Origin of the sequence: Pseudomonas sp. OV546 (assembly GCF_900116845.1) — a bacterium.
GTDB lineage: Bacteria > Pseudomonadota > Gammaproteobacteria > Pseudomonadales > Pseudomonadaceae > Aquipseudomonas > Aquipseudomonas petroselini.
In genome coordinates this window covers 124,674-147,694 of the sequence record NZ_FPCE01000014.1, presented here as the reverse complement: position 1 = coordinate 147,694, position 23,021 = coordinate 124,674, and the positions used below count along the sequence as shown (strand labels likewise).

Genomic DNA, 23,021 nt, shown 5'->3' with positions numbered 1-23,021 from the left:
ACATGCCTATGCCCTCAGGCCTGCATGCCGTAGAACAGCAACTCGGTGATACGCCTGACCTGCGTAGAGTGCGCATCGATATCCGGGTGTTCCTGGTTGACCAGCCTGAACAGTTGCAGGTGTGAGTAGTCGTTCAACAGGAATGCGGCCAGTTCCACATCGAGTTGCGGGCGCAGCTTGCCGGCCCGTTGCAGCTCCCTCAGCAGTTCACTGATTTGCGCCCTGAGGGCATCGTTCATGGCCCGATAACCTGCGGGCAGTTCATTGCTGCCACCGAACAGGATCAGCGGCAACAGTTCGCGCCACAGGCTGGGATGCATGACTTCGAGGGCATAGCCCGTGAGCAGCCGTTCCAGGTGGCAGAGCGCGTCGACCGGGTCGTCTATTGTGTGGATCAGGCTGCGGGTATCAGTGATGGCCCGCTGATCGGCGTGGCGCAGGATCTCCAGGATGATTTCCTGTTTGTTGCCGAAATACTTGAACACCGTGGGCGGCGACACGCCGGCCTGACTGGCGATCTGTTCGATGGTGGTGTTCTGGAAGCCCTGGCGCTCAAACAGTTCGATCGCCGCCTGGCTGATGGCTTGGCGGCGTTCGGCTTTCTGACGTTCACGCAGTCCGCTCACAGGAGATCCTTGTCACGAGTAGGAAAAAAGGGCGCTTGTAGCCCGGTACCTCTGCAAAATACTTAATTGGGTAAAGCTTTTAAAGCACTCATTTCCAATCACGAGGTTTGCCGCTGATGCTTCTTCAGCCGGTAGGCAAATTGCGCACGGCTGAGGCCCACGAGCCGGGCGGCGGCCGCGAGGTTGCCGGCGTTGTGTTGCAGCGCCTCATTGATCAGGCGCGACTCCAGGCCATCAATGGAAAAGCCCTGGTCCAACTGGCCAAGGGTGTCCAGCAGCGCGGGGCGTGGGGCTTGCAGTCCCGTGTTGGACAGGCTGCCATGGTCGTCCAGGCCATAGGGATCCGTCGGCATGGGTTCGTTGCGAAACAGATGCACCAAGTCAATGGCTTGGCCTTCGTCGCTGGCAATCAGGCCGCGTTCGATCAGGTTTTGCAGCTCGCGCACATTGCCCGCGAAGTCGTAGCGCAGCAGTACCTTCAGGGCGCGCATGGTCAGGCCCGCCGGGGTTCGGGCGTATTCCTGGCAGAAGCGCGTGAGGAAGGCGTTGATCAGCAACGGAATATCATCCCGGCGCTCACGCAGGGGCGGCAGGGCGATGGGGTAGACATTCAACCGGTAGAACAGGTCTTCACGAAACGTACCGTCAGCCACGGCTTTGCGCAGATCAATATTGGTGGCGGCTACCACCCGCACATCCACCTTGATCCCACGCACGCCGCCGACCCGTTCGATTTCGCGTTCCTGCAAGGCACGCAGCAATTTGCTTTGCCCTGCCAGGCTGAGGCTGGTGATTTCGTCGAGGAACAGTGTCCCACCCTGGGCCCGCTCGAAACGCCCGGGGCGCGAGTGCGTGGCGCCGGTATACGCGCCGCGCTCGACGCCGAACAGTTCGGCTTCGATCAGGTTGTCCGGGATGGCGGCGCAATTGAGCGCCACAAACGGGCGCTCGTGCCGGTGACTGAGCTGGTGCAATTGGCGCGCAAACATCTCCTTGCCCACCCCGGATTCACCGCTGATCAGCACCGTCGCCGGGGTCAGCGCAACGCGTTGCAGGGCTTGCGTTGCGGCGTTAAACGCCGCGCTGGCGCCCACCAGCGCTTGCGGCGGGTTGACCCAGGCGCCGTGGTTCACTGGGTGGTCGGGAGTGGTGGAGGGGGCGGGGCTGGTGACGGCCTGGGACACGTTCAGGTAGCGCAGGTCTTGCTCGACGTCACCCCATTGTTCAGCCGTCTTGCCGACCACCCGGCAGCATCGATGGCCCATGCCCCGGCATTCCACTTCGCGGAAAATCACCATTTGCCCGAAGAGGCCGCTGACAAACCCGATGGCATAGCCGGTTTCAGTCCAGCACACCGGGTCCTGGCCGAGGCCATAGGCGCTCACGTGCTCATCGGCTTCGCAGGAGTGATGCCAGAGAAACTCGCCTTCGTAGAACCCCGAGTCGGCATCGAACTTGAAATGCAGCGGTTCGACCTTGGTCATGCCTTCCAGGGTGTGCAGGTGGGTCCCGGCGCGAAACACCGCGGCGGCATCGGCCTGTGGCCAGCGCTCGCGTATCAGCCGCGCATCCCGCGCGCCGGAGGCGTAACCGGTGCGGGTGAACAGGCCGCGCGCCTGCTCCAGCCCCAGGCGCTCGATGACTTCCCCGCGCAGGGCGCCGAACGAGGAACTGTGCAGCAACATCATGCGTTGGTCGTTGAGCCAGATGCGCCCGTCTTCTGGGGAAAAGAACAGGCAGTCGGCCAGTTCTCCAGGCGTCGGCGAGCTGCTGTCGCTGAGTTGGCGGCTGTCGCCCCGTGGATGATAGGGCGCGGTGGCCACCCGATCATCGGGCAGCGCGCTGTGGGGATTAGTCATTGTTATGCCCCTGCAAAGCGAATGAACGATTTGAGTAACTGCTCAGATAGTTATTAAACATAACCTTATCAATTGAACAAGTGGCGAGGCCGTGGTTTTTGCCACGGACCGACGCCTGATGGCTGAGTGGTACGTGGCGGGCCCCGGCATAGAGCCTTCGGCGATTTATGTCAGCGTCGCCGCGCGCAAGCGGCATAGCCTTTGCTCAAGACCTGATGCGGCGTTTGCCTATGTGCAGGCGATGACAATTACAAGAACCGGGAGTTGCCATGTCAGTGTCTGAAACCACCCACCTGTTACAGCGGGCCCTTGAGTCCGAATGCCTGTTCAACGGCGATTGGATACCCGCCTCGGGGTCCGTGATGCCTGTGATCGAACCTGCCACCGGCGAGCCCTTGATGCGGTGCGCCATGGCCAACGCGGCCGACATCGCCGTCGCCAGTCGCAGCGCGGCCCTGGCCCAGCCGGCATGGGCCGCACTCGGCCCACGGGAACGCGCCGCCGTGTTTCGCAAGGCGGCGGACCTGGCTCAGCAGTGCTTCGCCGAACTTGCGCTGTATGTCGCCCGCGAAACCGGGGGCGCGCTGTTCAAAGGTGAGCACGAAGTGCGCGAGGCGATCGTGCTGCTGCACCAGGCGGCGGGCCTGTTGTCCCAGCCGCACGGGCTGGTGCTGCCCAGTGCGGCCGGGCGCCTGTCCTATGCGCGGCGCCAGCCCCATGGCGTGGTCGGGGTGATTTCACCGTTCAATTTCCCCCTGGTGCTGTCGCTGCGTTCGGTGGCGCCAGCCTTGGCGGCGGGCAATGCGGTGGTACTCAAGCCCGACCCGCAGACCCCTGTCAGCGGCGGTTTTCTGATCGCCCGGCTGTTCGAGGAAGCGGGCCTGCCCAAGGGCCTGCTGCACGTGTTGCCCGGTGCTGCGCCGGTCGGTGAAGCGCTGTGCCGTGACCCGAATGTGCAGATGATCACCTTTACCGGCTCCACGGCGGCAGGGCGCAAAGTCGCCGAGGTGGCCGGGCGTCACTTGAAAAAAGTCGCGCTGGAACTGGGTGGCAAAAACCCGTTGATCATTCTCGACGACGCCGACCTCGACCTGGCGGCAAGCAATGCGGCCTGGGGCGCCTGGCTGCACCAGGGGCAAATCTGCATGGCGACCGGCTTGATTCTTGCCCATGAATCCATCGCCGAACGTCTCACGCGCAAGCTGGTGGACAAGGCCCGGGCGCTCACCGTGGGCAATGCCGCCCGGGGTGAAGCAGCGCTCGGCCCGTTGATCAACCCGCGGCAATTGCAGCGCGTGCACGAGATCGTCAGCGACAGCCTGCAAGCAGGCGCACGCTTGGAGGCTGGCGGCGAATATGACCAGTTGTTCTACCAGCCCACCGTGCTCAGTGGCGTGCGGCCGGGCATGCGCGCCTTTGAGGACGAAGTGTTCGGCCCGGTGGCCAGCGTGGTCAGTTTTGCCACCGACGAGGAGGCCATCGAGCTGGCCAACCGCACTGAGTATGGACTCTCGGCCGCCATCATCTCGCCGTCCGTCGGGCGCGCCATGGCGATTGGCGAGCGGCTGAATTGCGGCCTGTTGCACATCAACGACCAGACCGTGGCCGACGAATGCATCAACCCCTTCGGCGGGCGCGGCGCTTCCGGCAACGGCGGCAGCGTCGGCGGGCCGGCCGACTGGGACGAGTACAGCCAGTGGCAGTGGGTTACGGTGAAAAACACGCCGCCTGTCTATCCGTTCTGAGTTTCGGCCGTACTGAGTCGTGGCCGTACTGAGCCCTGGCTCATCGGTTTGCTCCACCCATGCCTATACAAAAACAAGAGGGCTTGAACATGAACCTGCATAACAAAACCCTGGTTGTCACCGGTGTCGCCTCCGGCATTGGCGCCGAATTGGCGCGGCTCGCGCGTTTCCAGGGCGCCACGGTGATCGGCGTTGATCGCCATGAACCGCAATTGACCCTGGATGGATTCTTCCAGGCGGACTTGGGTGACCCTGCCAGCATCGATGCCTTGGCGGCGCGCCTGCCGGCACGGGTCGACGGGTTGTGCAACATTGCCGGCGTGCCCGGTACGGCACCCGCGCAGACGGTGGCCGAGGTCAATTACCTGGGGCTGCGGCATCTTACGCAAGCGCTGCTGCCCCGCATGCCGGCGGGCGGCAGCATCGTCAATGTCGCGTCGGTGCTCGGCGCGCAATGGCCGCAACGGCTGGAACTGCACAAGGCCCTGGCCGCCACGCAAGACTTCGCGGCAGGGCAGCAGTGGCTGGCGGCCAATCCGGTGGCGCAGGCCACCTGTTATCAGTACTTCAAGGAAGCGCTGATTGTGTGGAGCTTCCAGCAAGCCCAAGGCTGGTTTCGCGATCACTCGGTGCGCATCAACTGCGTTGCGCCGGGGCCGGTGTTTACCCCGATCCTGGGCGACTTTGTCAGCCTGCTCGGGCCGGAGCGGGTGGCCGAGGACAGCCAGCGCATGACCCGTCCAGCCCTGGCCGATGAGGTGGCGGCGGTGATCGCCTTCCTTTGCTCGGACGCCGCACGCTGGGTCAACGGGGTCAATCTGCCGGTGGACGGTGGGTTGGCCGCCACCTACGTGTAGGGCCTGCAACCGCGGTAAACCCCGGCGCGGATCCACCGTGCCGGGGGTCTTGAACAACAACAAAAATACAGGACACACAAGATGCTCAAGCCTATCTTGCGGGCAGTTGCGGCCATGACCTTTGTCGCACTGTCATCGACTGCACACGCTTACGATTTGCCCGGACTCAACCTGGGCAGCACCAGTTTCTACGACGGCTCACCGGCACCGGCCGGCCCTGGCTGGTACCTGGAGGAGTACCTGACGTACTCCCGCGCCAGCCGTTTCAACGACGCCAACGGCCACAAGCTGGCATTGCCCAAACAGGATCTGGAAGTGGTGGCGCCGACCACGCAGATCATCTACCTCGGTCAACCTTTGGCCAATGGCGCCATGCCCGGCTTCACCTTGATCAACACCTCGCTGGCCCATGTGGATGTCGATGATGGTTTGCATAACGCCGCGTTGAGTGCTCGTGAAGGCTTTGGCGACGTGACGCTTGGCGCCTTCCTGCAACTGCCGACACTGAGCCGGGCCGATGGCAGCCCACTGTTGACCCAGCGCGTCGAGGCCGATGTGTCGGTGCCGGTGGGGGCCTATAACCGCAATCGTTCGATCAACCCCGGCAGCAACTTCTGGTCATTCAACCCGTATTATGCGGCGACGTACTGGTTCAACCCGAAATGGTCGGCGAGCGGGCGTTTCATGTACCTGTGGAACGGCAAGAACGATGATCCACAGGCAGGCTTCGGGGATGTTTCCGATACCCAGGCCGGCCAGGCCTTGCATGCCAACCTGACGCTGCAATATGCCTTGAACCAACAACTGAGCGTGGGGGTGAATGGCTACTGGTTGAAGCAGATCACCGACACCCAGGTCGATGGGCACGACGTGAGTGGGCGGCGGGAAAAGGTCTGGGCCATGGGCCCAGGCCTGGTCTATGCCTTCAACAAGGAAAACGTGCTGTCGGTGAACGCCTACTTTGAGCAGCAGGCTGAGAACCGCACCCAGGGCAACAAACTGGTGCTCAATTGGCTGCACAAGTTCTAGGTGGCGCGGCCCGCACCATCACGCTGATGATGGTCAGCGCGGCAATCACCACCCCGGGGGAGGTCGCCAACAGGACCCCCGCAGTGCCGGCGCCGGCTGCGAGCAGTTGGCCGGCCGCCAGCGGCCCGGCCACCGAACCCAGGCGGCCGACGGCTACCGCGGCACCGACGCCGGTGGCGCGTACCGAGGTGGGGTAGGAGGGCGGTGCCGAGGCGTACAGCACCAACTGCGCGGCCATGACGAACAAGCCGGCGGCAAAGCCGGCAATCGCCATGGGCACGATGCCCACTGAGAGTCCCACGCCCGCGAGGGCCGCCAGCAACCCGGCGTACACGCACAACACCACTTTGACGGCATTGCAGCGGTCCAGCAGCACGCCGCCAAGCAGTGAACCCAGGGCGCCGCCGATATTGAAGAGCATCTGCACCATGCCCGCCTGGGGTTTACTGAAGCCTTGTTCCAGCAACAGCGACGGCAGCCAGTTGAGCAGCATGTACATCACGGTCAGGGTGAAGAAGTAGCTGAGCCACAACGCCAGTGTGGTGCGCGCGCGACCCTCGCCGAACAGCGCCTGGGACGTGGTGGGGCGGGCGCCGGGGGTGTTGTCGCGCTGTTGGCGAAAGGCGCTGGATTCAGGCAGCAACAGGATCATCAACGGCACGGCCAGCAAGGGCGCCAGGCCGCCGATGATAAAGGTGGTTTGCCAGTGTTCACTGGAAAACATCGCTACCACGGCAGCCAAGGCGCCACCCAGCGGTACGCCGCAGTACATCACGCTGATGGCGGTGCCGCGCTTGTGCTCACTCACCGCTTCGGCGCACAGAGCGATCAGGTTGGGCAGTGCCGCGCCCAGCCCCAGGCCGGTCAGGAAGCGCACCAGCAACAGGCTCGAATAGCTGTCGACAAACGCGGTGCTCAGGGAAAACACCCCGAACAGCAGCACTGCCATCACCAGGATTTTCTTGCGCCCGATGCGGTCGGCGACCCAACCGCCGAAGAACGCCCCCGGCAGCAGGCCAATGATGCCGACGCTGAAGACCCAGCCGAGCATCTTCGGATCCAGGGCGAACGTTTGACGTAATCCGGCGGCGGCGGTGCCGGCGGCTTGCAGATCGAACCCCTCGATCAGCGCAACGATAAAGCACAACGCAATAGTCAGCGTCGAACGACGCGATGGACTGTCCATGGGCAAACCTCATTGTTGTTTTTATGGGGATGGCGAGCTTCAGTGGCTGCTGGCGATTAAGATAATAAAGATAACTAAAAAATGAATCGAGGATAAAAAACCTTGAAAAACAAGAATAAAGCGATCAAAAACATGTAGTTATGATTGAGATCCATATGAGGCTGAAAAATAGATAGTTTTATTAATGTTCGATTATCGCTCAGTTGCAGTTGACGAGCGCCCTCGGCTGTTTCCATTCTTGGCTCGCAAAGCCGACTGGGCCGAGCGTGTGACACCCCAAAAACAACAACAAAAAATGGACATCGAACATGCCAGAACTCCCGATGGAGGACGCCGTTGCGGCTGCGTCAGTCTCCTGTGTGTCGAACAACATTCCACGCCTGCTGCTGGCGTCGCTGGCCTTGAGTGTGCTGCCCACCCCACTGTGGGCGGCATGCTTTATCGACGACAGCCACGGTACCTTGACCCTGCGCAATTACTACCTGGACCGTGACTACAAGGACGACGGTGCGAAGACGGCCGCACGGGAATGGGCCCAGGCGTTCATCCTCAACCTGGAATCGGGATACACCCCAGGCCCAGTGGGTTTTGGCCTGGATGTGCGTGGGTTGATGGGGGTCAAGCTCGATTCGTCACCGGACCGCAGCGGCACCGAGTTGTTGCCGGTGTCGGCCAGCGACAAGCGTGCCGCCGATGAATACGCGCGCCTGGCCCCGACCGCCAAGCTGCGGTTTGCCCAAACCACGGTGAAGGCGGGTGACGTGTCGATCTTCCTGCCGTTCGCCTTCGCCAGCCCGTCGCGCCTGCTGCCGCAGACCTTTCGCGGCACCACCCTGAGTTCCAAGGACATCGAGGGCCTGACCCTCAACACCGGCTATATCGACCGTATCAACAAGCGCGACTCCACGGACTACCAGGCCATGACCGTGGCCTCGCCCAACCGGCGTTTCAATGCCACCGCCACCACCTCGCACCTGGCTTACGTCGGCGGTGACTACCAGGTCAACAAAGACCTCAGCCTGCGCGTTTATCACTCGCAGGTCGCGGACCTCTACCAGCAGGACACCCTGGCGTTGCTGCATAACCTGCCGGTGGGGGATGGCGTGCTCACCAGTGACCTGCGCAGCTTCTTCAGCCGCGAGGACGGCAGTGCCAAGGCCGGGAACGTGGATAACCGCAACCTCTCGGCGCTGTTTGGTTACCGCCTGGGCGGCCACCGCGTGAGCCTTGGCTACATGCATTCAAGCGGCGAGACCGCCACGCCCTATATTTCCGGCACCGAGTTGATGGGCATGAGCGAGCTGACCATGAGTTCGGACTTTCTCAACGCCAAGGAGCGCACCTGGCAGGCCATCTATGACTACGATTTCGCCGCAGCGGGTGTGCCGGGGCTGAAAAGCCGGCTGCGCTATGTGCGCGGCGACAACATCGAATTGGCGGCTTTCAACGCCGAGGATCGCAAGGAGCGCGAGTTCCAGATGGAGCTGGGCTATGTGATTCAGAGCGGCCCGCTGAAGAACGTCGGGTTCATGGCGCGCAAGTCGATCTACCGCAATGACTTCCCCAGCGGCGCAGCCTTTCGCGACGAAAACCAGACCCGCTTCCTGGTGCTCTACACCGTGGCGCTCTGGTAGGCCGATCAGTCCTGGTAGACCTTCTTGAGCAAGCGCAGCAGTTCTTCACGTTCCTGGCTGTCCAGGGCGGCCGTGGCGTCCTGGTCGCTCTGGGCGGCGATTTCCTTGAGCGCTTTGAGCAGGGTTTCGCCGGTCTTGCTGAGGAAGATCCCGTAGGAGCGTTTGTCGGGCTTGCAGCGGACCCGCACGGCGAGGGCGCGGCTCTCCAGCTTGTTCAGCAGGGGCACCACCTGGGGCGGCTCAATCGCCAGGGCACGGGCCAGGTCGGCCTGCATCAGCCCAGGGTTCTGCTCGATGATCGCCAGGGCCGAGAACTGCGCGGGACGCAGGTCGTGGTCCGACAGCCGGCCGATCAGGTTCTGGAACAGCTTGAGCTGGGCGCGGCGCATGGCGTAACCGATCAGATCGTCCAGGGCTGAATCCAGCGGCGGCCGCACCTCCTCGTTGTCGGGCAGGGCCGGGCTGGGGGCGGCGATGTTGGAAGGCTTGGCCATTAACAGTGCAATCCTCAAGAGGTGGAGGTTAAGAAGGCTATCTAGTTTGCCGAGGTTGGCGAGCCCTGGCTATGCCGACGTTTCACAACACCAGAAAAACGCAGGTTTTACACCGGAAAAATATTGGTTATCCAGATTAATAGTTAATTGACATAACTATATTTGCGGTTTAATTTCGACTCATCTTCACACCAGAACAAGAGCGTACCGCCATGAGCAATTACGAAGGCCGTTGGACCACAGTCAAGGTTGAGATCGAGGAAGGCATCGCCTGGGTCATCCTCAACCGTCCGGAAAAACGCAACGCCATGAGCCCGACCCTGAACCGGGAAATGATCGACGTACTGGAAACCCTGGAGCAGGATCCTGCCGCCGGCGTACTGGTACTGACCGGTGCCGGCGAAGCCTGGACGGCCGGCATGGACCTCAAGGAATACTTCCGCGAAGTGGATGCCGGGCCGGAGATCCTCCAGGAAAAAATTCGCCGCGAAGCCTCGCAATGGCAATGGAAACTGCTGCGCATGTATGCCAAGCCGACCATTGCCATGGTCAATGGCTGGTGCTTCGGCGGCGGCTTCAGCCCACTGGTGGCGTGCGACTTGGCGATCTGCGCTGACGAAGCCACCTTCGGCCTCTCGGAAATCAACTGGGGCATCCCGCCGGGCAACTTGGTGAGCAAAGCCATGGCCGACACCGTGGGCCATCGCCAATCCCTGTACTACATCATGACCGGCAAGACCTTCGGCGGGCAGAAAGCCGCCGAAATGGGCCTGGTCAACGAAAGCGTGCCCCTGGCGCAACTGCGCGAAGTGACCATCGAACTGGCGCGCAACCTGCTCGAGAAAAACCCGGTGGTGCTGCGCGCGGCCAAGCATGGCTTCAAGCGCTGCCGCGAACTGACCTGGGAGCAGAACGAGGATTACCTCTACGCCAAGCTCGATCAGTCGCGCCTGCTCGACACCGAAGGCGGTCGCGAGCAGGGCATGAAACAGTTCCTCGACGACAAGAGCATCAAGCCTGGCCTGCAGGCGTATAAACGCTGAAGGGCGCGGCCGCCTGGCCGCGCCGCTGTACCCCGCTTGAACGTATTCCCGATAAAGACAAGAAAGAGGAATCACCATGCTGGACGTGCCCCTGTTGATCGGCGGCCAGTCGTGCGCCGCCCGCGACGGTCGAACCTTCGAGCGCCGCAACCCGGTGACCGGTGAAGTCGTCTCGCGGGTCGCCGCAGCGACCCTGGAAGATGCCGACGCCGCCGTCGCCGCCGCTCAAGCCGCGTTCCCCACCTGGGCAGCGCTGGCCCCCAACGAGCGCCGCACCCGTTTGCTCAAGGCGGCCGAGCAATTGCAGGCGCGCAGCGCGGAATTTATCGCTGCTGCCGGTGAGACCGGCGCCATGGCCAACTGGTACGGCTTCAACGTGCGCCTGGCGGCCAATATGCTCCGCGAAGCCGCGTCGATGACCACCCAGATCACCGGCGACGTCATTCCCTCCGATGTCCCCGGCAGTTTTGCCATGGCCCTGCGTCAGCCCTGCGGCGTGGTGCTGGGCATCGCGCCGTGGAATGCCCCGGTCATCCTCGCCACGCGAGCTATCGCCATGCCGCTGGCCTGCGGCAATACCGTGGTGCTCAAGGCCTCGGAATTGAGCCCGGCGGTGCACCGCCTGATTGGCCAGGTGCTGCAGGACGCCGGGCTGGGCGATGGCGTGGTCAACGTGATCAGCAATGCGCCAGAGGATGCCGCCGCGATTGTCGAGCGGCTGATCGCCAACCCGGCCGTGCGCCGGGTCAACTTCACGGGTTCGACCCACGTGGGGCGGATTGTCGGCGAACTCTCGGCGCGTCACCTCAAACCGGCCCTGCTGGAGTTGGGCGGCAAGGCGCCGTTGCTGGTGCTCGACGACGCCGACCTCGACGCAGCAGTGGCGGCGGCAGCATTTGGTGCCTACTTCAACCAGGGGCAGATTTGCATGTCCACTGAACGCTTGATTGTCGATGCCAAGGTCGCTGATGCGTTCACCGCCAAGCTGGCGGCCAAGGTCGCGACCCTGCGCGCGGGCATCCCCGAGGCGGCGGATTCAGTGCTGGGGTCGCTGGTGGACGCGCGTGCCGGCACCCGCATCAAGGCCTTGATCGACGATGCCCTCGCCAAAGGTGCACGGCTGGTGGTGGGCGGCCAATTGGACGGCAGTATCCTGCAGCCGACCCTGATCGATGGCGTCACCGAACACATGCGTTTGTACCGCGAAGAGTCCTTCGGCCCGGTGGCGGTGCTGCTGCGCGGTGACGGAGACGAAGCCTTGCTGCGCCTGGCCAACGACTCCGAGTTCGGCCTGTCGGCGGCGATCTTCAGCCGCGACACCGGGCGTGCGCTGGCCCTGGCGCAACGGGTGGAGTCGGGCATTTGCCATATCAACGGCCCGACCGTGCACGACGAGGCGCAGATGCCGTTTGGCGGGGTCAAGTCCAGCGGCTACGGCAGCTTTGGCGGCAAGGCTTCGATTGAACACTTTACGCAATTGCGTTGGGTCACCTTGCAGAACGGGCCGCGGCATTACCCGATCTGAGCAAGGCGCGGCGACATAACAATAACAAGGCGGCGTTGATCTGCCTTGATGGAGGACATCCTTGTGAGTTCCGAATTCCGACCGCAACCCCAGCCCACGCCGCGATACCGCGAGGTGTCCATCGGCCACGCGCCGGTGCAGGTCACTGAAGAACAGGGCGTGCTGCACATGCGTTCCCTGGAGCCGCTGGGTGAATTACCGGCACGCTTGCTCGATCGTTTGGTGCATTGGGCCCAGGTGCGGCCCGAGCAAACATTTATCGCCGCACGCCAGGCCGGTGGTGATTGGCGTCGTGTCAGCTACAGGGAAATGCTCGACAGCGTGCGCGCGATTGCCCAGGGCCTGCTGCGTTACGGCCTCTCGGCGGACAAACCGCTGGCATTACTGTCTGGCAACGACATCGAGCATCTGCAGGTGGCTCTAGGCGCGATGTATGCCGGAATCCCTTACTGCCCGGTGTCGCCGGCGTATTCATTGTTGTCCCAGGATTTCGCCAAGCTGCGGCATGTGTGCAACCTGCTGCAACCGGGCTTGGTGTTCGTCAGCGACGCGTCTGCTTACCAACGCGCAATCGACGCCGTATTGCCGGTCGAGACTCCGTTGATCAGCGTGCGCGGCCACGCGCCGGGGCGCACTCAGGCCAGCTTCGCCAGCCTGCTGCAAACGCCGGGTGGCGCTGAGGCCGAAGCGGCGTTCAAGGCCACCGGCCCCGACAGCATCGCTAAGTTTCTCTTTACCTCGGGCTCCACCAAGTTGCCCAAAGCGGTCGTCACCACCCAACGCATGCTCTGCGCCAATCAGCAGATGCTGCTGCAGACGTTTCCGGTGTTCGGTGAGGAACCGCCGGTACTGGTCGACTGGCTGCCGTGGAACCACACCTTCGGCGGCAGCCACAACGTCGGCATTGTGCTCTACAACGGCGGTACGTTTTACCTCGACGACGGCAAGCCGACGGTCCAGGGCTTTGCCGAGACCCTGCGCAACCTCAAGGACGTGTCGCCCACGGCCTACCTGACGGTGCCCAAGGGCTGGGAAGAACTGGTCAACGCCCTGGAGCAGGACGCTGAGTTGCGCGAGCGCTTTTTCGCACGGATGAAACTGTTCTTCTTCGCCGCCGCCGGCCTGTCGCAAAGTATCTGGGACCGCCTCGACCGCGTGGCCGAGCGGCACTGCGGTGAACGTATCCGCATGATGGCCGGGCTGGGCATGACCGAAGCCGCGCCGTCCTGCACCTTTACCACCGGGCCGCTGTCGATGGCCGGGTATATCGGGTTACCCGCACCCGGCTGCGAGGTGCGCCTGGTGCCGCTGGACGGCAAATTCGAAGGACGCTTTCGCGGGCCGCACATCATGCCCGGTTACTGGCGGGCGCCCGAGCAGACCGCCGAGGTGTTCGACGAACTGGGTTTCTATTGTTCGGGCGACGCGATCAAGCTCGCCGACCCGCAGCAACCGCAACTGGGGCTGATGTTCGATGGACGCATTGCCGAGGACTTCAAGCTCTCCTCAGGCGTGTTTGTCAGCGTTGGGCCGCTGCGCAATCGTGCGGTGCTCGAAGGCTCGCCCTATGTGCAGGACCTGGTGATTGCCGCGCCGGACCGCGAATGCCTGGGTGCCCTGGTGTTCCCCAGGCTCTACGAGTGTCGCCGGCTGGCGGGCTTGAGCACCGACGCCAGTGACGCCGAGGTGCTGGCCAGCGCGCCGGTGCGCGCGTGGTTCGGTGACTGGTTGGCGCGGCTCAATCGCGAGGCCACCGGCAATGCCAGTCGCCTGGAGTGGATTGCCGTGCTGGAGGAGCCGGCGTCCATCGACCGTGGGGAAATCACCGACAAAGGCTCGATCAACCAGCGTGCGGTGTTGCAATGGCGCGCGGCGAGGGTCGAGGCGTTGTATCGCGGTGAAGACCCGACCATCCTGCGCGCCGGACCCAAGCCTTGAGCGGCGCCGGGCAGTATTCGGCGTTTGCCGACGCGGCGATTTTCGAGGCGGTGCGCACCCCGTGGGTCGACCTTGGCGGCGCGCTGTCCCAGGTGTCGCCCATCGATTTGGGGATCAAGGTGGGCCGCGAAGTGCTGGCGCGAGCCGGCATGGAGCCTGGGGCGGTGGACAGCGTACTGGCCGGCTCCATGGCCCAGGCTAGCTTCGATGCCTACTTGCTGCCACGGCATATCGGCTTGTACAGCGGGGTGGCGCAATCGGTGCCCGCGCTGGGGGTGCAGCGCATCTGCGCCACCGGTTTCGAGCTGTTGCGCCAGGCCGCCGAGCAACTGCGTGACGAGGTGCAACTGGCCCTGTGCGTGGCCAGTGAATCGATGTCGCGCAACCCGATTGCCGCCTACACCCACCGGGGCGGCTTTCGTCTCGGCGGCGAAGTGCAGTTCAAGGATTTTCTCTGGGAAGCGCTGTACGACCCGGCCCCGGGCCTGGACATGATCGCCACGGCCGACAACCTCGCGCGCCGTTATGGCTTGAGCCGCGAGGCGGTGGACCGCTACGCCTGCGACAGCCATCAGCGCGCCTTGCAGGCACAACGTGACGGCGCCTGGGCTGAAGAAATCGTCACGGTCGATCACCAGGTGTTCGCGCTTGAGGGCTATCAGCCCAGAGGGATCAGCCTGGCACGCCGCGCCAGTGCCGTCAGCGCCGACAGCCACCCACGGCCCACCGACCTGGCGGCCTTGGCGCGTCTGCACGCCGTGCATGCCGACGGTGTACAAACCGCCGGCAACAGTTGCGCGGTGGTCGATGGCGCGGCGGCCGCCCTGGTGGGCCGCGCCTCGGCCTGCACGCGTGCGCCCCTGGCGCGGCTGCTGTCCAGCGCAGTGGTCGGGGTGGCCCCGGAGTTCATGGGCATCGGTCCGGCACCGGCAATTCGCCTGCTGCTGCAACGCAGCGGGTTGAGCCTGGACGACATCGGCCGTTTCGAGATCAACGAAGCCCAGGCCGCCCAGGTGCTCGCGGTGGCTCAGGAATTGGAACTGGACAGCGCCCGGCTCAACGTCCAGGGCGGCGCCCTCGCGCTGGGGCATCCGCTGGCCGCCACCGGCCTGCGCCTGGTCATGACCCTGGCCCGGCAATTACGCCAGCACCACCTGCGCTACGGGATTGCCGCCGCGTGTGTGGGCGGCGGGCAGGGCATGGCGTTGTTGATCGAAAACCCTGCCTATCGCGCTTGAAGCGCACGATTCTTCGATGAGGTGTGCCGATGTGGAGCTATGAGGCGCCTTTGCGCGATATGCAGTTTGTGCTTGAGCACTGGTTGCAGGCACCCGACACGTGGCGCCGCAGCCCGGCGTTCGAGGCCCTGGACCTGCCGCTCGCGCTCCAGGTGCTGGAAGAGGCGGCGCGCTTCAGTCAGGGCGTGCTGGCGCCGTTGAACAGCCAGGGTGATCGCCAGGGCTGCCGGTGGCAGGCGGGCCAGGTCAGCACCCCGGACGGCTTCGTCGAGGCCTATCGCGCCTATGTCGAGGGTGGCTGGCCCGCGCTGGCGTGCGCCGAGGCGGCGGGCGGGCAGGGCTTGCCGCAACTGCTCGATGCGGCGCTGCAAGAGATGCTCTACGCCAGCAATCACGCCTGGGCCATGTACACCGGCATCGCCCACGGCGCGTACCTGTGCCTCAAGGCCCACGCCGCCCCCTGGCTGCAGGCGCGCTATTTGCCCGAGATTGTCAGCGGCCAGGCCTTGCCCACCATGTGCCTGACCGAACCCCAGGCTGGCAGCGACGTCGGCTTGCTGCGCTGCCGCGCCGAGCCCCAGGCGGATGGCAGCTATCGCCTGAGCGGCAGCAAAATATTTATCTCCGGTGGCGAGCACGACCTCACGGCCAACATCCTGCACCTGGTGCTCGCGCGCGTGCCCGATGCGCCGCCAGGCAGCCGTGGCGTTTCGCTGTTCCTGGTGCCTAAGCAGCTGGACGATGGCCAGCCCAATGGCGTGCGGTGTGACGGCATTGAACACAAGATGGGCATCAAGGGCAGCGCTACGTGCTCGCTGGTATTCGACGGTGCCCAAGGCTGGCTGATCGGCGCGGCTAATCGCGGCCTGGCGGCGATGTTTGTGATGATGAATTCGGCGCGCCTGCATGTCGGCCTGCAAGGCTTGGGGCATGTCGAGGCGGCTTGGCAGAACGCCCGCCAGTACGCCGCCGAACGCTTGCAGATGCGTGCGCCGTCAAGGCCGGAAGAGGTGGTCGCCCAGGCGGCTGACCCGATCCGTTACCACCCGGCCATGCGCCGCGTGTTGCTGGAGCTGCGCACCACCAGCGAGGGCATGCGCGCCATCGGCTATTGGGCGGCGCACCTGCTGGATCAGGCCGAGCATGACCAGGACTCGTCGGCCGCGCAGTTGGCGCCGTTGCTGACGCCCATCATCAAGGCGTTTTTCACCGAACAGGGTTTTCGGCAGGCCAGCCATGCGCTGCAGGTGTTCGGCGGTTACGGCTACGTCACCGAGTTCGCCATCGAGCAAACCCTGCGCGACAGCCGTATCGCGATGATTTACGAGGGCAGTAATGAGATCCAGGCCAATGACCTGTTGCTGCGCAAGGTGCTGGGGGATGAGGGCCGCGCCTTCGGCCTGCTGCTGGACGCGTTTCGCGCCGAGGCCGGGCAGGGCGGACAGTCTGTCGAATGCGCAGGCTTTTGCGGTGCGTTGGGTAGCCTGTGCGACGCGTTGGCCCGTGTGGTGAGCGCCATACGTGAACGCGCGCACGAGGACAGTGAATACCCCTATCGGGCGGCACCGGATTTCCTCCAGCTCTGTGGCGTCGCGTTGCTGGCCTTTGCCTGGGCGCGGGCCGCGCGGGTCTCCAGGGCACTGCCCGACGATGATCCCTTGCGTGCCGCCAAGCTGCAAAGCGCCGGGTTTTTTTTCGATTACCTGCCGTCGCGGCTGGCGCAGCACCTGGGCGCCATAGACGGGGCACGGGCAGCGCTGGCGTTCATCTGACGCGGCCAGGTGCTTGCGGTACTGACTAGACGCTTGCGGTACTATGGCAGCCCACGTGTTCTGGAAGTTGCCTGGATGAGTAAACCCGGTCAATTGGTGCTGGTTGCACTGCGCAAGATGATCGCCAGCGGGGAGCTGGCGGCGGGCGAGCGCTTGATGGAGATTCCTACGGCGCAGCTGTTCGGCGTGTCGCGCATGCCCGTGCGCATGGCGTTCCGTACCCTCGAGCAGGAAGGGCTGCTGGTGCCATTCGGCGGGCGCGGCTATCAGGTGCGCTCGGTCAGCCCCAGCGACATTGCCGGCGCGGTCGAAGTGCGTGGCGTGCTAGAGGGCTTGGCGGCGCGTCAAACTGCCGAGCGGGGGTTGTCCGACGAGGCGCGCAGGGTGCTTGAACGCTGCCTGGTGGAGGGCGATCAACTGTTCGAAAAAGGTTACGTGACCGAGGATGACCTTGAGGTTTATCACGACCTGAACATGCGCTTTCACCAGGTGATCGTGGAAGGCAGCCACAACCCGGCGATCGCCGATGCGCTGGCGCGCAATGATCACCTGCCGTTTGCGTCGGTCACCGCGTTGGCGGTGGATCGCGACGACATGGCCCGTGAATACCGGCGCTTCAACTATGCTCACCTGCAACACCATTCGGTGTTCGACGCCCTGGTCAATCGCCAGGGCGCTCGGGCCGAAGCCATCATGCGCGAACACGCCAATGCCACCTTGCGTTATGCCGAGATCTTCAGTTCGGCCACCGCCGATGCGCGCATGAAGGTCATCTTGCCCAGCGCATGACGGGGCTCAGATATCGAGCACCAACAGCGGGGTTTTCGAGCGCGAGCAGCAGGGGGTGAACTGGTCATTGAGGGCCTGCTCCTGCTCGGTCATGAACAGGTCGCGGTGTTCCGGGATGCCGTCGAGCACACGGGTCAGGCAGGTGCCGCAAATCCCCTGTTCGCAGGACACGGCAATCTCGATGCCATGGCTTTCCAGAACCTGGACCACGGTCTTGTCGGCGGGGATTTCAAAGACCTGGCCGCTGCTGCCGAGCTTCACCGAAAAGCCGCCGTCGAGGCTGCTGTCCACCGGTGTCGCGCTAAAGTATTCGCGGTGCAGACAGTCTTCCTGCCAGCCCTGTGCGCGTGCGCTGTCGAGCACATGCTGCATGAACCCGCCAGGGCCGCAGACATACAGGTGCACGTCGTCTGCGGGCGCCGCCAGCACCTCGGCAGCATTCAAGGCCGTGTGCGGCTGCTCATCGAAATGCAGGAACACCCGCTCGGCAAACGGCGACGCCTTGAGCCTCTGCACAAACGCCGCACGCTCACTGGAGCGGGCGCAGTAATGCAGTTCGAAGTCGGCACCCGCGTGGGCCAGGCGTTCGGCCATGCACAGGATCGGAGTGATGCCGATGCCGCCGGCAAACAGCAGGCTGCGGCGCGCGTCGTGGGCCAGGGGGAACAGGTTGCGTGGTTCGCTGATCGCCAGGCGCGTGCCCTCGTGAACCTGCTCGTGCAGGCTGCGCGAGCCGCCCCGGGAGGCAGGGTCCTTGAGCACGCCGATCAGGTAGCGATGACGTTCTTCGGGGTGATTGCACAGGGAATATTGCCGGATCACCCCATCGGGCAGGTGCACGTCAATGTGCGCACCAGCACTGAAGGTCGGCAGCGGCTGGCCATCGACACTGGCCAGTTCATAGCTGCAAATGTCCTGGGCTTCGGTGTTACGGGATACCACCACCACATCGATCATGTTCAGTCCTCGCAGAGTTATCGTGTTGTTCAGGCGGTGGTGGTCGTGATCAGTTGCGGTTCGAGGGCGCGTTCCTTGGCAATCAGTCGCTCCAGGATCTTGCGCGACTGCACACCGCCCGCATCGATATTCAGCTTGAGCAGGGTGCGTTCCGGGTGAGCCAGCAGGTTCTGTTGCTGGCGCTCGAGCATCTCCAGGTCTTCGCTGAAAATCTTGCCCTGGCCTTCGCGAATGCTGGCGGTCAGTGCCTCATCCTGCGGGTTGAAGTTGCGCGCCATGCCCCAGAAGTACCAGATGGAGGTATCGGTTTGCGGGGTGATGAAGTCGACTACGATGCTCGCAGCCTTGTGTTCGGGAGCGGCGTTGTAGCCACCCTTGCCGGCATGGGCCACGCCGACTTCGATCAGCACATGGCTGGGTGGGGTGAAGCGGCAGATCTGCCAGCGGTCCACCGGCACGTCATCGGCAAGGTTGTTGCCGCGTAAAGCCATGCGCCAGAACGGCGGAGCCATGATGTTTTCCATGTGCCGTGCGGTGACGACTTCATCGTCTTGCACCGTGGTGACGGGCGGCGCTTCGTCGATTTCCTTCTGGCCGATGCTGGAGGCATGCACGTAGGTTTCGTGGGTCAGGTCCATCAGGTTGTCGATCATCAGGCGGTAATCGCACTGGATATCAAACAGCCCGCCGCCATAGGCCCACTCATCGCTCACGGCCCATTCCAAGTGGTGGATCAGTGCCGGGTCGGCCTGGCTCTGATCGCCGGGCCACACCCAGATGAAGCCGTAACGCTCAACCACGGCAAAGGTCTTGTTGCAGGGAAAACCACGCACCCGCTGGCCGGGCATTTCCACCGTCTTGCCGTCGCCGCCCATGACCAGGCCGTGATAGCCGCAGACCAGGTTGCCGTTGTCGACATAGCCCAGCGAGAGCGGCGCGCCACGATGGGGGCAGAAGTCCTCCACGGCCACGACGGCGCCTTCCTGGCCACGATAAAACACCATTTTTTCGCCGCAGATCTGTCGACCCAGGGGCTTTTGCGCGATTTCATCGGGGGTGCAGGCGACATACCACGTGTTCTTGGGGTACATGACGACTCTCCAGGCAATGGATTATTTTTATTTAATGGATCCATTAAATGGCGTGAAGGTTAGTAGGTCAATCTTTTTACGGTTATTAATAGGGCGATTATCGGCCATTCTAAAAATAATGGATCCACAGTTGGATTGATCTTCCGAGCACTGAATGACTTGACTCTGTCCCATGGGACACCTCGTACCCTTTTTTCAAGCGCCCACGCTGGCGCGCTGACAAAAGGAGCTGCTGTGAAAGGTTTATGTTTGGTGACGGGGGCCAACGGCCACCTGGGTAATAATTTAGTGCGCGCGCTGATCAGCCAGGGCTATCGGGTTCGAGCCGGCGTTCGTGACCTCAGTAATCACACGCCCTTTGCCGGGCTGGACTGCGAATTGGTGTATGCCGAGTTGCAGGACAGTGCGGCCCTGGACAAGGCATTGGAGGGCGTAGAGGTGCTGTTTCAATCGGCCGCCGTGTTCAGGCACTGGGCGCGCAACCCGCAGGCCGAGATTGTCGAGCCGAATATCCAGGGCGCGCGACGTGTGCTGGAAGCTGCTTCACGGGCAGGTGTACGGCGTGTGGTCTACGTCAGTTCGGTGGCCGCCGTCGGTCATGATGGTACGGCGCTGGATGAGGCACACTGGAATACGGAAAGCGAAAACGCCTACTACACATCGAAGATTCTCTCCGAGCAGGCGGCCTGGCACTGTGCGGAGGCGTTGGGGTTGAGCATGGTGTCGGTATTGCCTTCGGCCATGGTCGGCCCCAATGCCGGCTACCTCACGGATACCATGGGGTTTCTTCAATCCGTTCGGCAGCGGCAGATGCCTTTTGACCCGGGATTTCGTTTCAACTTCGTGGATGTTCGCGATGTGGCCGACGGGATGATACTCGCCGCCGAAAAGGGCCGGCCAGGGCAGCGCTATATCCTCGCCAATGAGCGTTCGTCGCCGCTCAGCGATTTGATCGAGGCTGCCAACACCCAAGCGCCTGGGTATCGCCCGCCTGTCTCAGCCCCACGCTGGTTACTGCTGGGCGTGGCCTGGCTCCAGGAGCGCCGGGCGCAATGGGGTGGCAAGCCCGCTCAGTTGCTTTTGAGCCAGGTGCGCCTGTTTCACAACGTGGCGCAGGAATACACCATCACCAAGGCGAAAAACGAATTGGGTTTCAACCCTCGGCCGCCTGAAGTGGCGTTGAAGCAAGCGTTTGCTTATCTGCACAGACAGGCGCATCAACCTTATCAAGACCCGCGTCAGGACGAGGCGCAAACATTGAGTTCATCTCGCGTTTGAGTCCAATCAAGTGAAGATCAAGCGCCTGCAGTTCGGTGATTTTGTCCTGGACCTGCCGGCGCTTGTCGTCGACGGCCTGGTTGGCCAATGCCAGCGGAAAGGATTTCAACGTGTTTTTTGCGGCAATCAGCGGGTTCATCTCGGCCAGCTTGAACCCGGCCACTTGCGCCTTGCGTATGAGGTGGACGATTTCCAGGTGGTGAGCGTTGTAGAGGCGATACCGCCCCTCACGTTCCGGCGCGTTGATCAGGCCTAGTTGCTCGTACAGTCGAATGGCTTTCGGCGTGCAGCCGGTCAGCTTGGCGAGTCGTCCAATGAACATCTGTCAATTCCTTATGTGAGACAGCAATCACTTTAGCGGTGTTTTATCGGCAGAGCTGCACCCGCTGCCCCTTGCCAGTCGAAAAATATCGAGGTGGGCTCAGTAGCGAATCATCACCGACTTCAGCTCGGTGTAATCCTCAATGAATGCACTGCCGAACTCCCGGCCGATGCCCGAGGATTTGTTGCCGCCAAACGGCACCGCCGGGTCCAGCATCGTGTGCATGTTCACCCACACCGTGCCGGACTCGATGGCGGGCACCATGCGCAGGGCCTTGCCCAGGTCGTTGGTCCAGAGGCTGGCGCTCAAGCCGTAGGGCGTGTTGTTCATCAATGCCAGCAGTTCGTCTTCAGTGTCGTAGGGGAAGAAGGTTGCAATGGGGCCGAATGTTTCTTCGTTGAGCAAGGTGTCGTTGACGCTGTTGGCGAGGATGATCGTCGGCTCGACGTAGCAACCCGGACGGTCGATCAAGTGGCCACCGTGAATGATGGTGTTGTTTTCGGCGCGGGCCTTGGCGAAGAACTCGCCGAGTTTGAGTTGATGCTGGCGGTGAGTGACCGGGCCGAATTCGGTGCGCTCATCCAGGGGCGAGCCAATATTCAGCGCGCTCAAGCGCTGCGCCAGTTTGGCCATGACCGCGTCGATCTGCGAGCGATGCACGAAGAACCGTTCGGCCGCCGCGCAGATTTGCCCGGAGTGCAGAAAGCCCGCTTCGATGATGCCGCTGACAGCCTTATCCAGCGCCACATCGCGCAGGAACCCGGCCGAGTTTTTCCCGCCCAACTCAAGGGTGGCCCGCGTCAGGCCAGCGCCGATGGCACTCTGGCCCACCGCAACCCCGGTCGGCACGGAGCCGGTAAACGACACTTTGTTGGTGCCAGGGTGTTCGATCAGGCCTTTGCCTACCGAGCCGCCCCCGGTCAAGACGTTCAGCGCCCCGGCGGGAAGACCGGCTTCAATCGCCAGCTCGGCAATGCGCAGGATGGTCAGCGGTGTAAATTCGCTGGGTTTGATGATGATGCTGCAACCGGTCACCAGCGCCGAGGCGAGTTTCCAGATGGCAATCATGGTCGAGAAATTCCACGGCACGATGCCGACCACCACACCGACGGGCTCGCGCAGGGTGAAAGCGGTATAGCGCTCACCGGCGAAGGAGGGCAGTGACGGGGTGATGGTCTGGCCGCTGATCTTGGTAGCCCAGCCGGCGTAGTAACGCAGGAAGTGCGCGGCCTGGTCGACTTCGAAGGCTCGGGCAATCTGGATGATCTTGCCCGATTGGCAGGTTTCGATCTGCGCCAGTTCTTCGCGATGCTGCTCCAGCAGGTCGGCGAGTTTGAACAGCACGGCGCCACGCGTTGCCGGAGCTGCTTGTGACCACCGTTTGAAGCCGCGCCGCGCCGAGGCCACGGCCGCATCGATATCGACCGGGTCGGCGTCGGCGACTTGGGCGATGACCTGGCCGGTCGCCGGGTTGATCACCTCTACTGTCTGGCTGGAATGACTCTGGACGTAGCCGCCGTCGATGAACAGCGCATGGGGTCGACTGAGGAAGGCTTCAACGTGGGGCAGCAGTGGAATATCGCTCATGGGGGTTTCCTGGTGGCAGACATTGCAAAGCTCGAGCGTAATCCCAGTGAC

The 23,021-nt window shown here is 63.2% G+C and carries 18 protein-coding genes and 1 pseudogene; 11 read left to right on the top strand and 8 right to left on the bottom strand.

The genetic code is table 11. The annotated features are described in order from the left end of the window. Positions 1-14: 14 nt before the first annotated feature. Positions 15-626 carry a TetR/AcrR family transcriptional regulator gene (locus BM403_RS26085; RefSeq protein ID WP_012724469.1) on the bottom strand — a complete coding sequence of 204 codons (612 nt, stop codon included), beginning with the start codon at positions 624-626 and terminating at the stop codon, positions 15-17. Positions 627-724: 98 nt separating this feature from the next. Then, positions 725-2,485: a sigma-54-dependent Fis family transcriptional regulator gene (locus tag BM403_RS26080; RefSeq protein ID WP_093545772.1), complete on the bottom strand. Its 1,761-nt coding sequence runs from the start codon at positions 2,483-2,485 to the stop codon at positions 725-727. 269 nt (positions 2,486-2,754) lie between these two features. Here BM403_RS26080 and BM403_RS26075 point away from each other — a divergent pair, with 269 nt between their 5' ends. From BM403_RS26075 to BM403_RS26065, 3 genes are all read left to right on the top strand, one after another. Continuing rightward, positions 2,755-4,230 carry a benzaldehyde dehydrogenase gene (locus BM403_RS26075; protein ID WP_012724467.1) on the top strand — a complete coding sequence of 492 codons (1,476 nt, stop codon included), beginning with the start codon at positions 2,755-2,757 and terminating at the stop codon, positions 4,228-4,230. An 89-nt stretch (positions 4,231-4,319) separates the two neighbouring features. Continuing rightward, positions 4,320-5,087 carry a coniferyl-alcohol dehydrogenase gene (locus tag BM403_RS26070; RefSeq protein WP_093545769.1) on the top strand — a complete coding sequence of 256 codons (768 nt, stop codon included), beginning with the start codon at positions 4,320-4,322 and terminating at the stop codon, positions 5,085-5,087. 81 nt (positions 5,088-5,168) lie between these two features. Next, the gene (locus BM403_RS26065) at positions 5,169-6,116 is read left to right on the top strand and encodes a SphA family protein (protein ID WP_012724465.1); all 948 of its coding nucleotides are present in this window, start codon (positions 5,169-5,171) and stop codon (positions 6,114-6,116) included. Here the strand turns inward: BM403_RS26065 and mhpT are convergent. Further along, positions 6,094-7,302, bottom strand: coding sequence for a 3-(3-hydroxy-phenyl)propionate transporter MhpT (mhpT, locus tag BM403_RS26060; RefSeq protein WP_093545766.1), 1,209 nt, complete (start codon positions 7,300-7,302; stop codon positions 6,094-6,096). The genes BM403_RS26065 and mhpT overlap by 23 nt on opposite strands. Before the next feature lie 308 nt (positions 7,303-7,610). On the opposite strand from mhpT, the gene BM403_RS26055 reads away from it, so the two are divergent. Further along, positions 7,611-8,936 (top strand): OprD family porin, encoded by a 1,326-nt coding sequence (locus tag BM403_RS26055; protein ID WP_093545764.1) that lies wholly within the window; start codon positions 7,611-7,613, stop codon positions 8,934-8,936. Between the two features lie 5 nt (positions 8,937-8,941). Here the strand turns inward: BM403_RS26055 and BM403_RS26050 are convergent, their stop codons facing one another. Further along, a complete protein-coding gene (locus tag BM403_RS26050; RefSeq protein WP_012724462.1) occupies positions 8,942-9,430 on the bottom strand; it encodes a MarR family winged helix-turn-helix transcriptional regulator in 489 nt (162 codons plus the stop codon). 212 nt (positions 9,431-9,642) lie between these two features. Here BM403_RS26050 and BM403_RS26045 point away from each other — a divergent pair, with 212 nt between their 5' ends. The 6 genes from BM403_RS26045 to BM403_RS26020 all read left to right on the top strand — a co-directional run bounded on the left by BM403_RS26045 (position 9,643) and on the right by BM403_RS26020 (position 17,735). Further along, on the top strand, positions 9,643-10,473 hold the full coding sequence (locus tag BM403_RS26045) for a p-hydroxycinnamoyl CoA hydratase/lyase (protein ID WP_010567568.1): 831 nt from the start codon (positions 9,643-9,645) through the stop codon (positions 10,471-10,473). A 76-nt stretch (positions 10,474-10,549) separates the two neighbouring features. Then, positions 10,550-11,998, top strand: coding sequence for an aldehyde dehydrogenase (locus tag BM403_RS26040; protein ID WP_093545761.1), 1,449 nt, complete (start codon positions 10,550-10,552; stop codon positions 11,996-11,998). Between the two features lie 63 nt (positions 11,999-12,061). Further along, on the top strand, positions 12,062-13,936 hold the full coding sequence (locus tag BM403_RS26035; protein WP_093545856.1) for a feruloyl-CoA synthase: 1,875 nt from the start codon (positions 12,062-12,064) through the stop codon (positions 13,934-13,936). Next, positions 13,933-15,174: a thiolase family protein gene (locus tag BM403_RS26030; protein WP_093545758.1), complete on the top strand. Its 1,242-nt coding sequence runs from the start codon at positions 13,933-13,935 to the stop codon at positions 15,172-15,174. The genes BM403_RS26035 and BM403_RS26030 overlap by 4 nt, the downstream gene beginning before the upstream one ends. 29 nt (positions 15,175-15,203) lie before the next feature. Next, positions 15,204-16,946, top strand: coding sequence for an acyl-CoA dehydrogenase (locus tag BM403_RS26025; RefSeq protein WP_093545755.1), 1,743 nt, complete (start codon positions 15,204-15,206; stop codon positions 16,944-16,946). Between the two features lie 75 nt (positions 16,947-17,021). Beyond that, a complete protein-coding gene (locus BM403_RS26020; RefSeq protein WP_046036116.1) occupies positions 17,022-17,735 on the top strand; it encodes a GntR family transcriptional regulator in 714 nt (237 codons plus the stop codon). Positions 17,736-17,741: 6 nt separating this feature from the next. Here the strand turns inward: BM403_RS26020 and BM403_RS26015 are convergent, their stop codons facing one another. Together BM403_RS26015 and BM403_RS26010 are read right to left on the bottom strand one after the other, a co-directional pair. Beyond that, entirely contained in the window at positions 17,742-18,692 is a 951-nt protein-coding gene (locus tag BM403_RS26015; RefSeq protein ID WP_093545752.1) for a PDR/VanB family oxidoreductase, read from the bottom strand. Between the two features lie 29 nt (positions 18,693-18,721). After that, the gene (locus BM403_RS26010; RefSeq protein ID WP_093545749.1) at positions 18,722-19,783 is read right to left on the bottom strand and encodes an aromatic ring-hydroxylating oxygenase subunit alpha; all 1,062 of its coding nucleotides are present in this window, start codon (positions 19,781-19,783) and stop codon (positions 18,722-18,724) included. 234 nt (positions 19,784-20,017) lie between these two features. Between BM403_RS26010 and BM403_RS26005 the strand changes: the two genes are divergently transcribed. Next, on the top strand, positions 20,018-21,061 hold the full coding sequence (locus BM403_RS26005; protein WP_012724454.1) for an NAD-dependent epimerase/dehydratase family protein: 1,044 nt from the start codon (positions 20,018-20,020) through the stop codon (positions 21,059-21,061). A gap of 13 nt (positions 21,062-21,074) precedes the next feature. Here the strand turns inward: BM403_RS26005 and BM403_RS26000 are convergent. Beyond that, positions 21,075-21,383, bottom strand: a pseudogene (locus tag BM403_RS26000) (MerR family transcriptional regulator); the annotation flags it as partial. A gap of 99 nt (positions 21,384-21,482) precedes the next feature. Next, positions 21,483-22,970, bottom strand: a complete 1,488-nt coding sequence (locus BM403_RS25995; RefSeq protein WP_093545746.1) for an aldehyde dehydrogenase family protein — start codon at positions 22,968-22,970, stop codon at positions 21,483-21,485. Positions 22,971-23,021 lie beyond the last annotated feature (51 nt).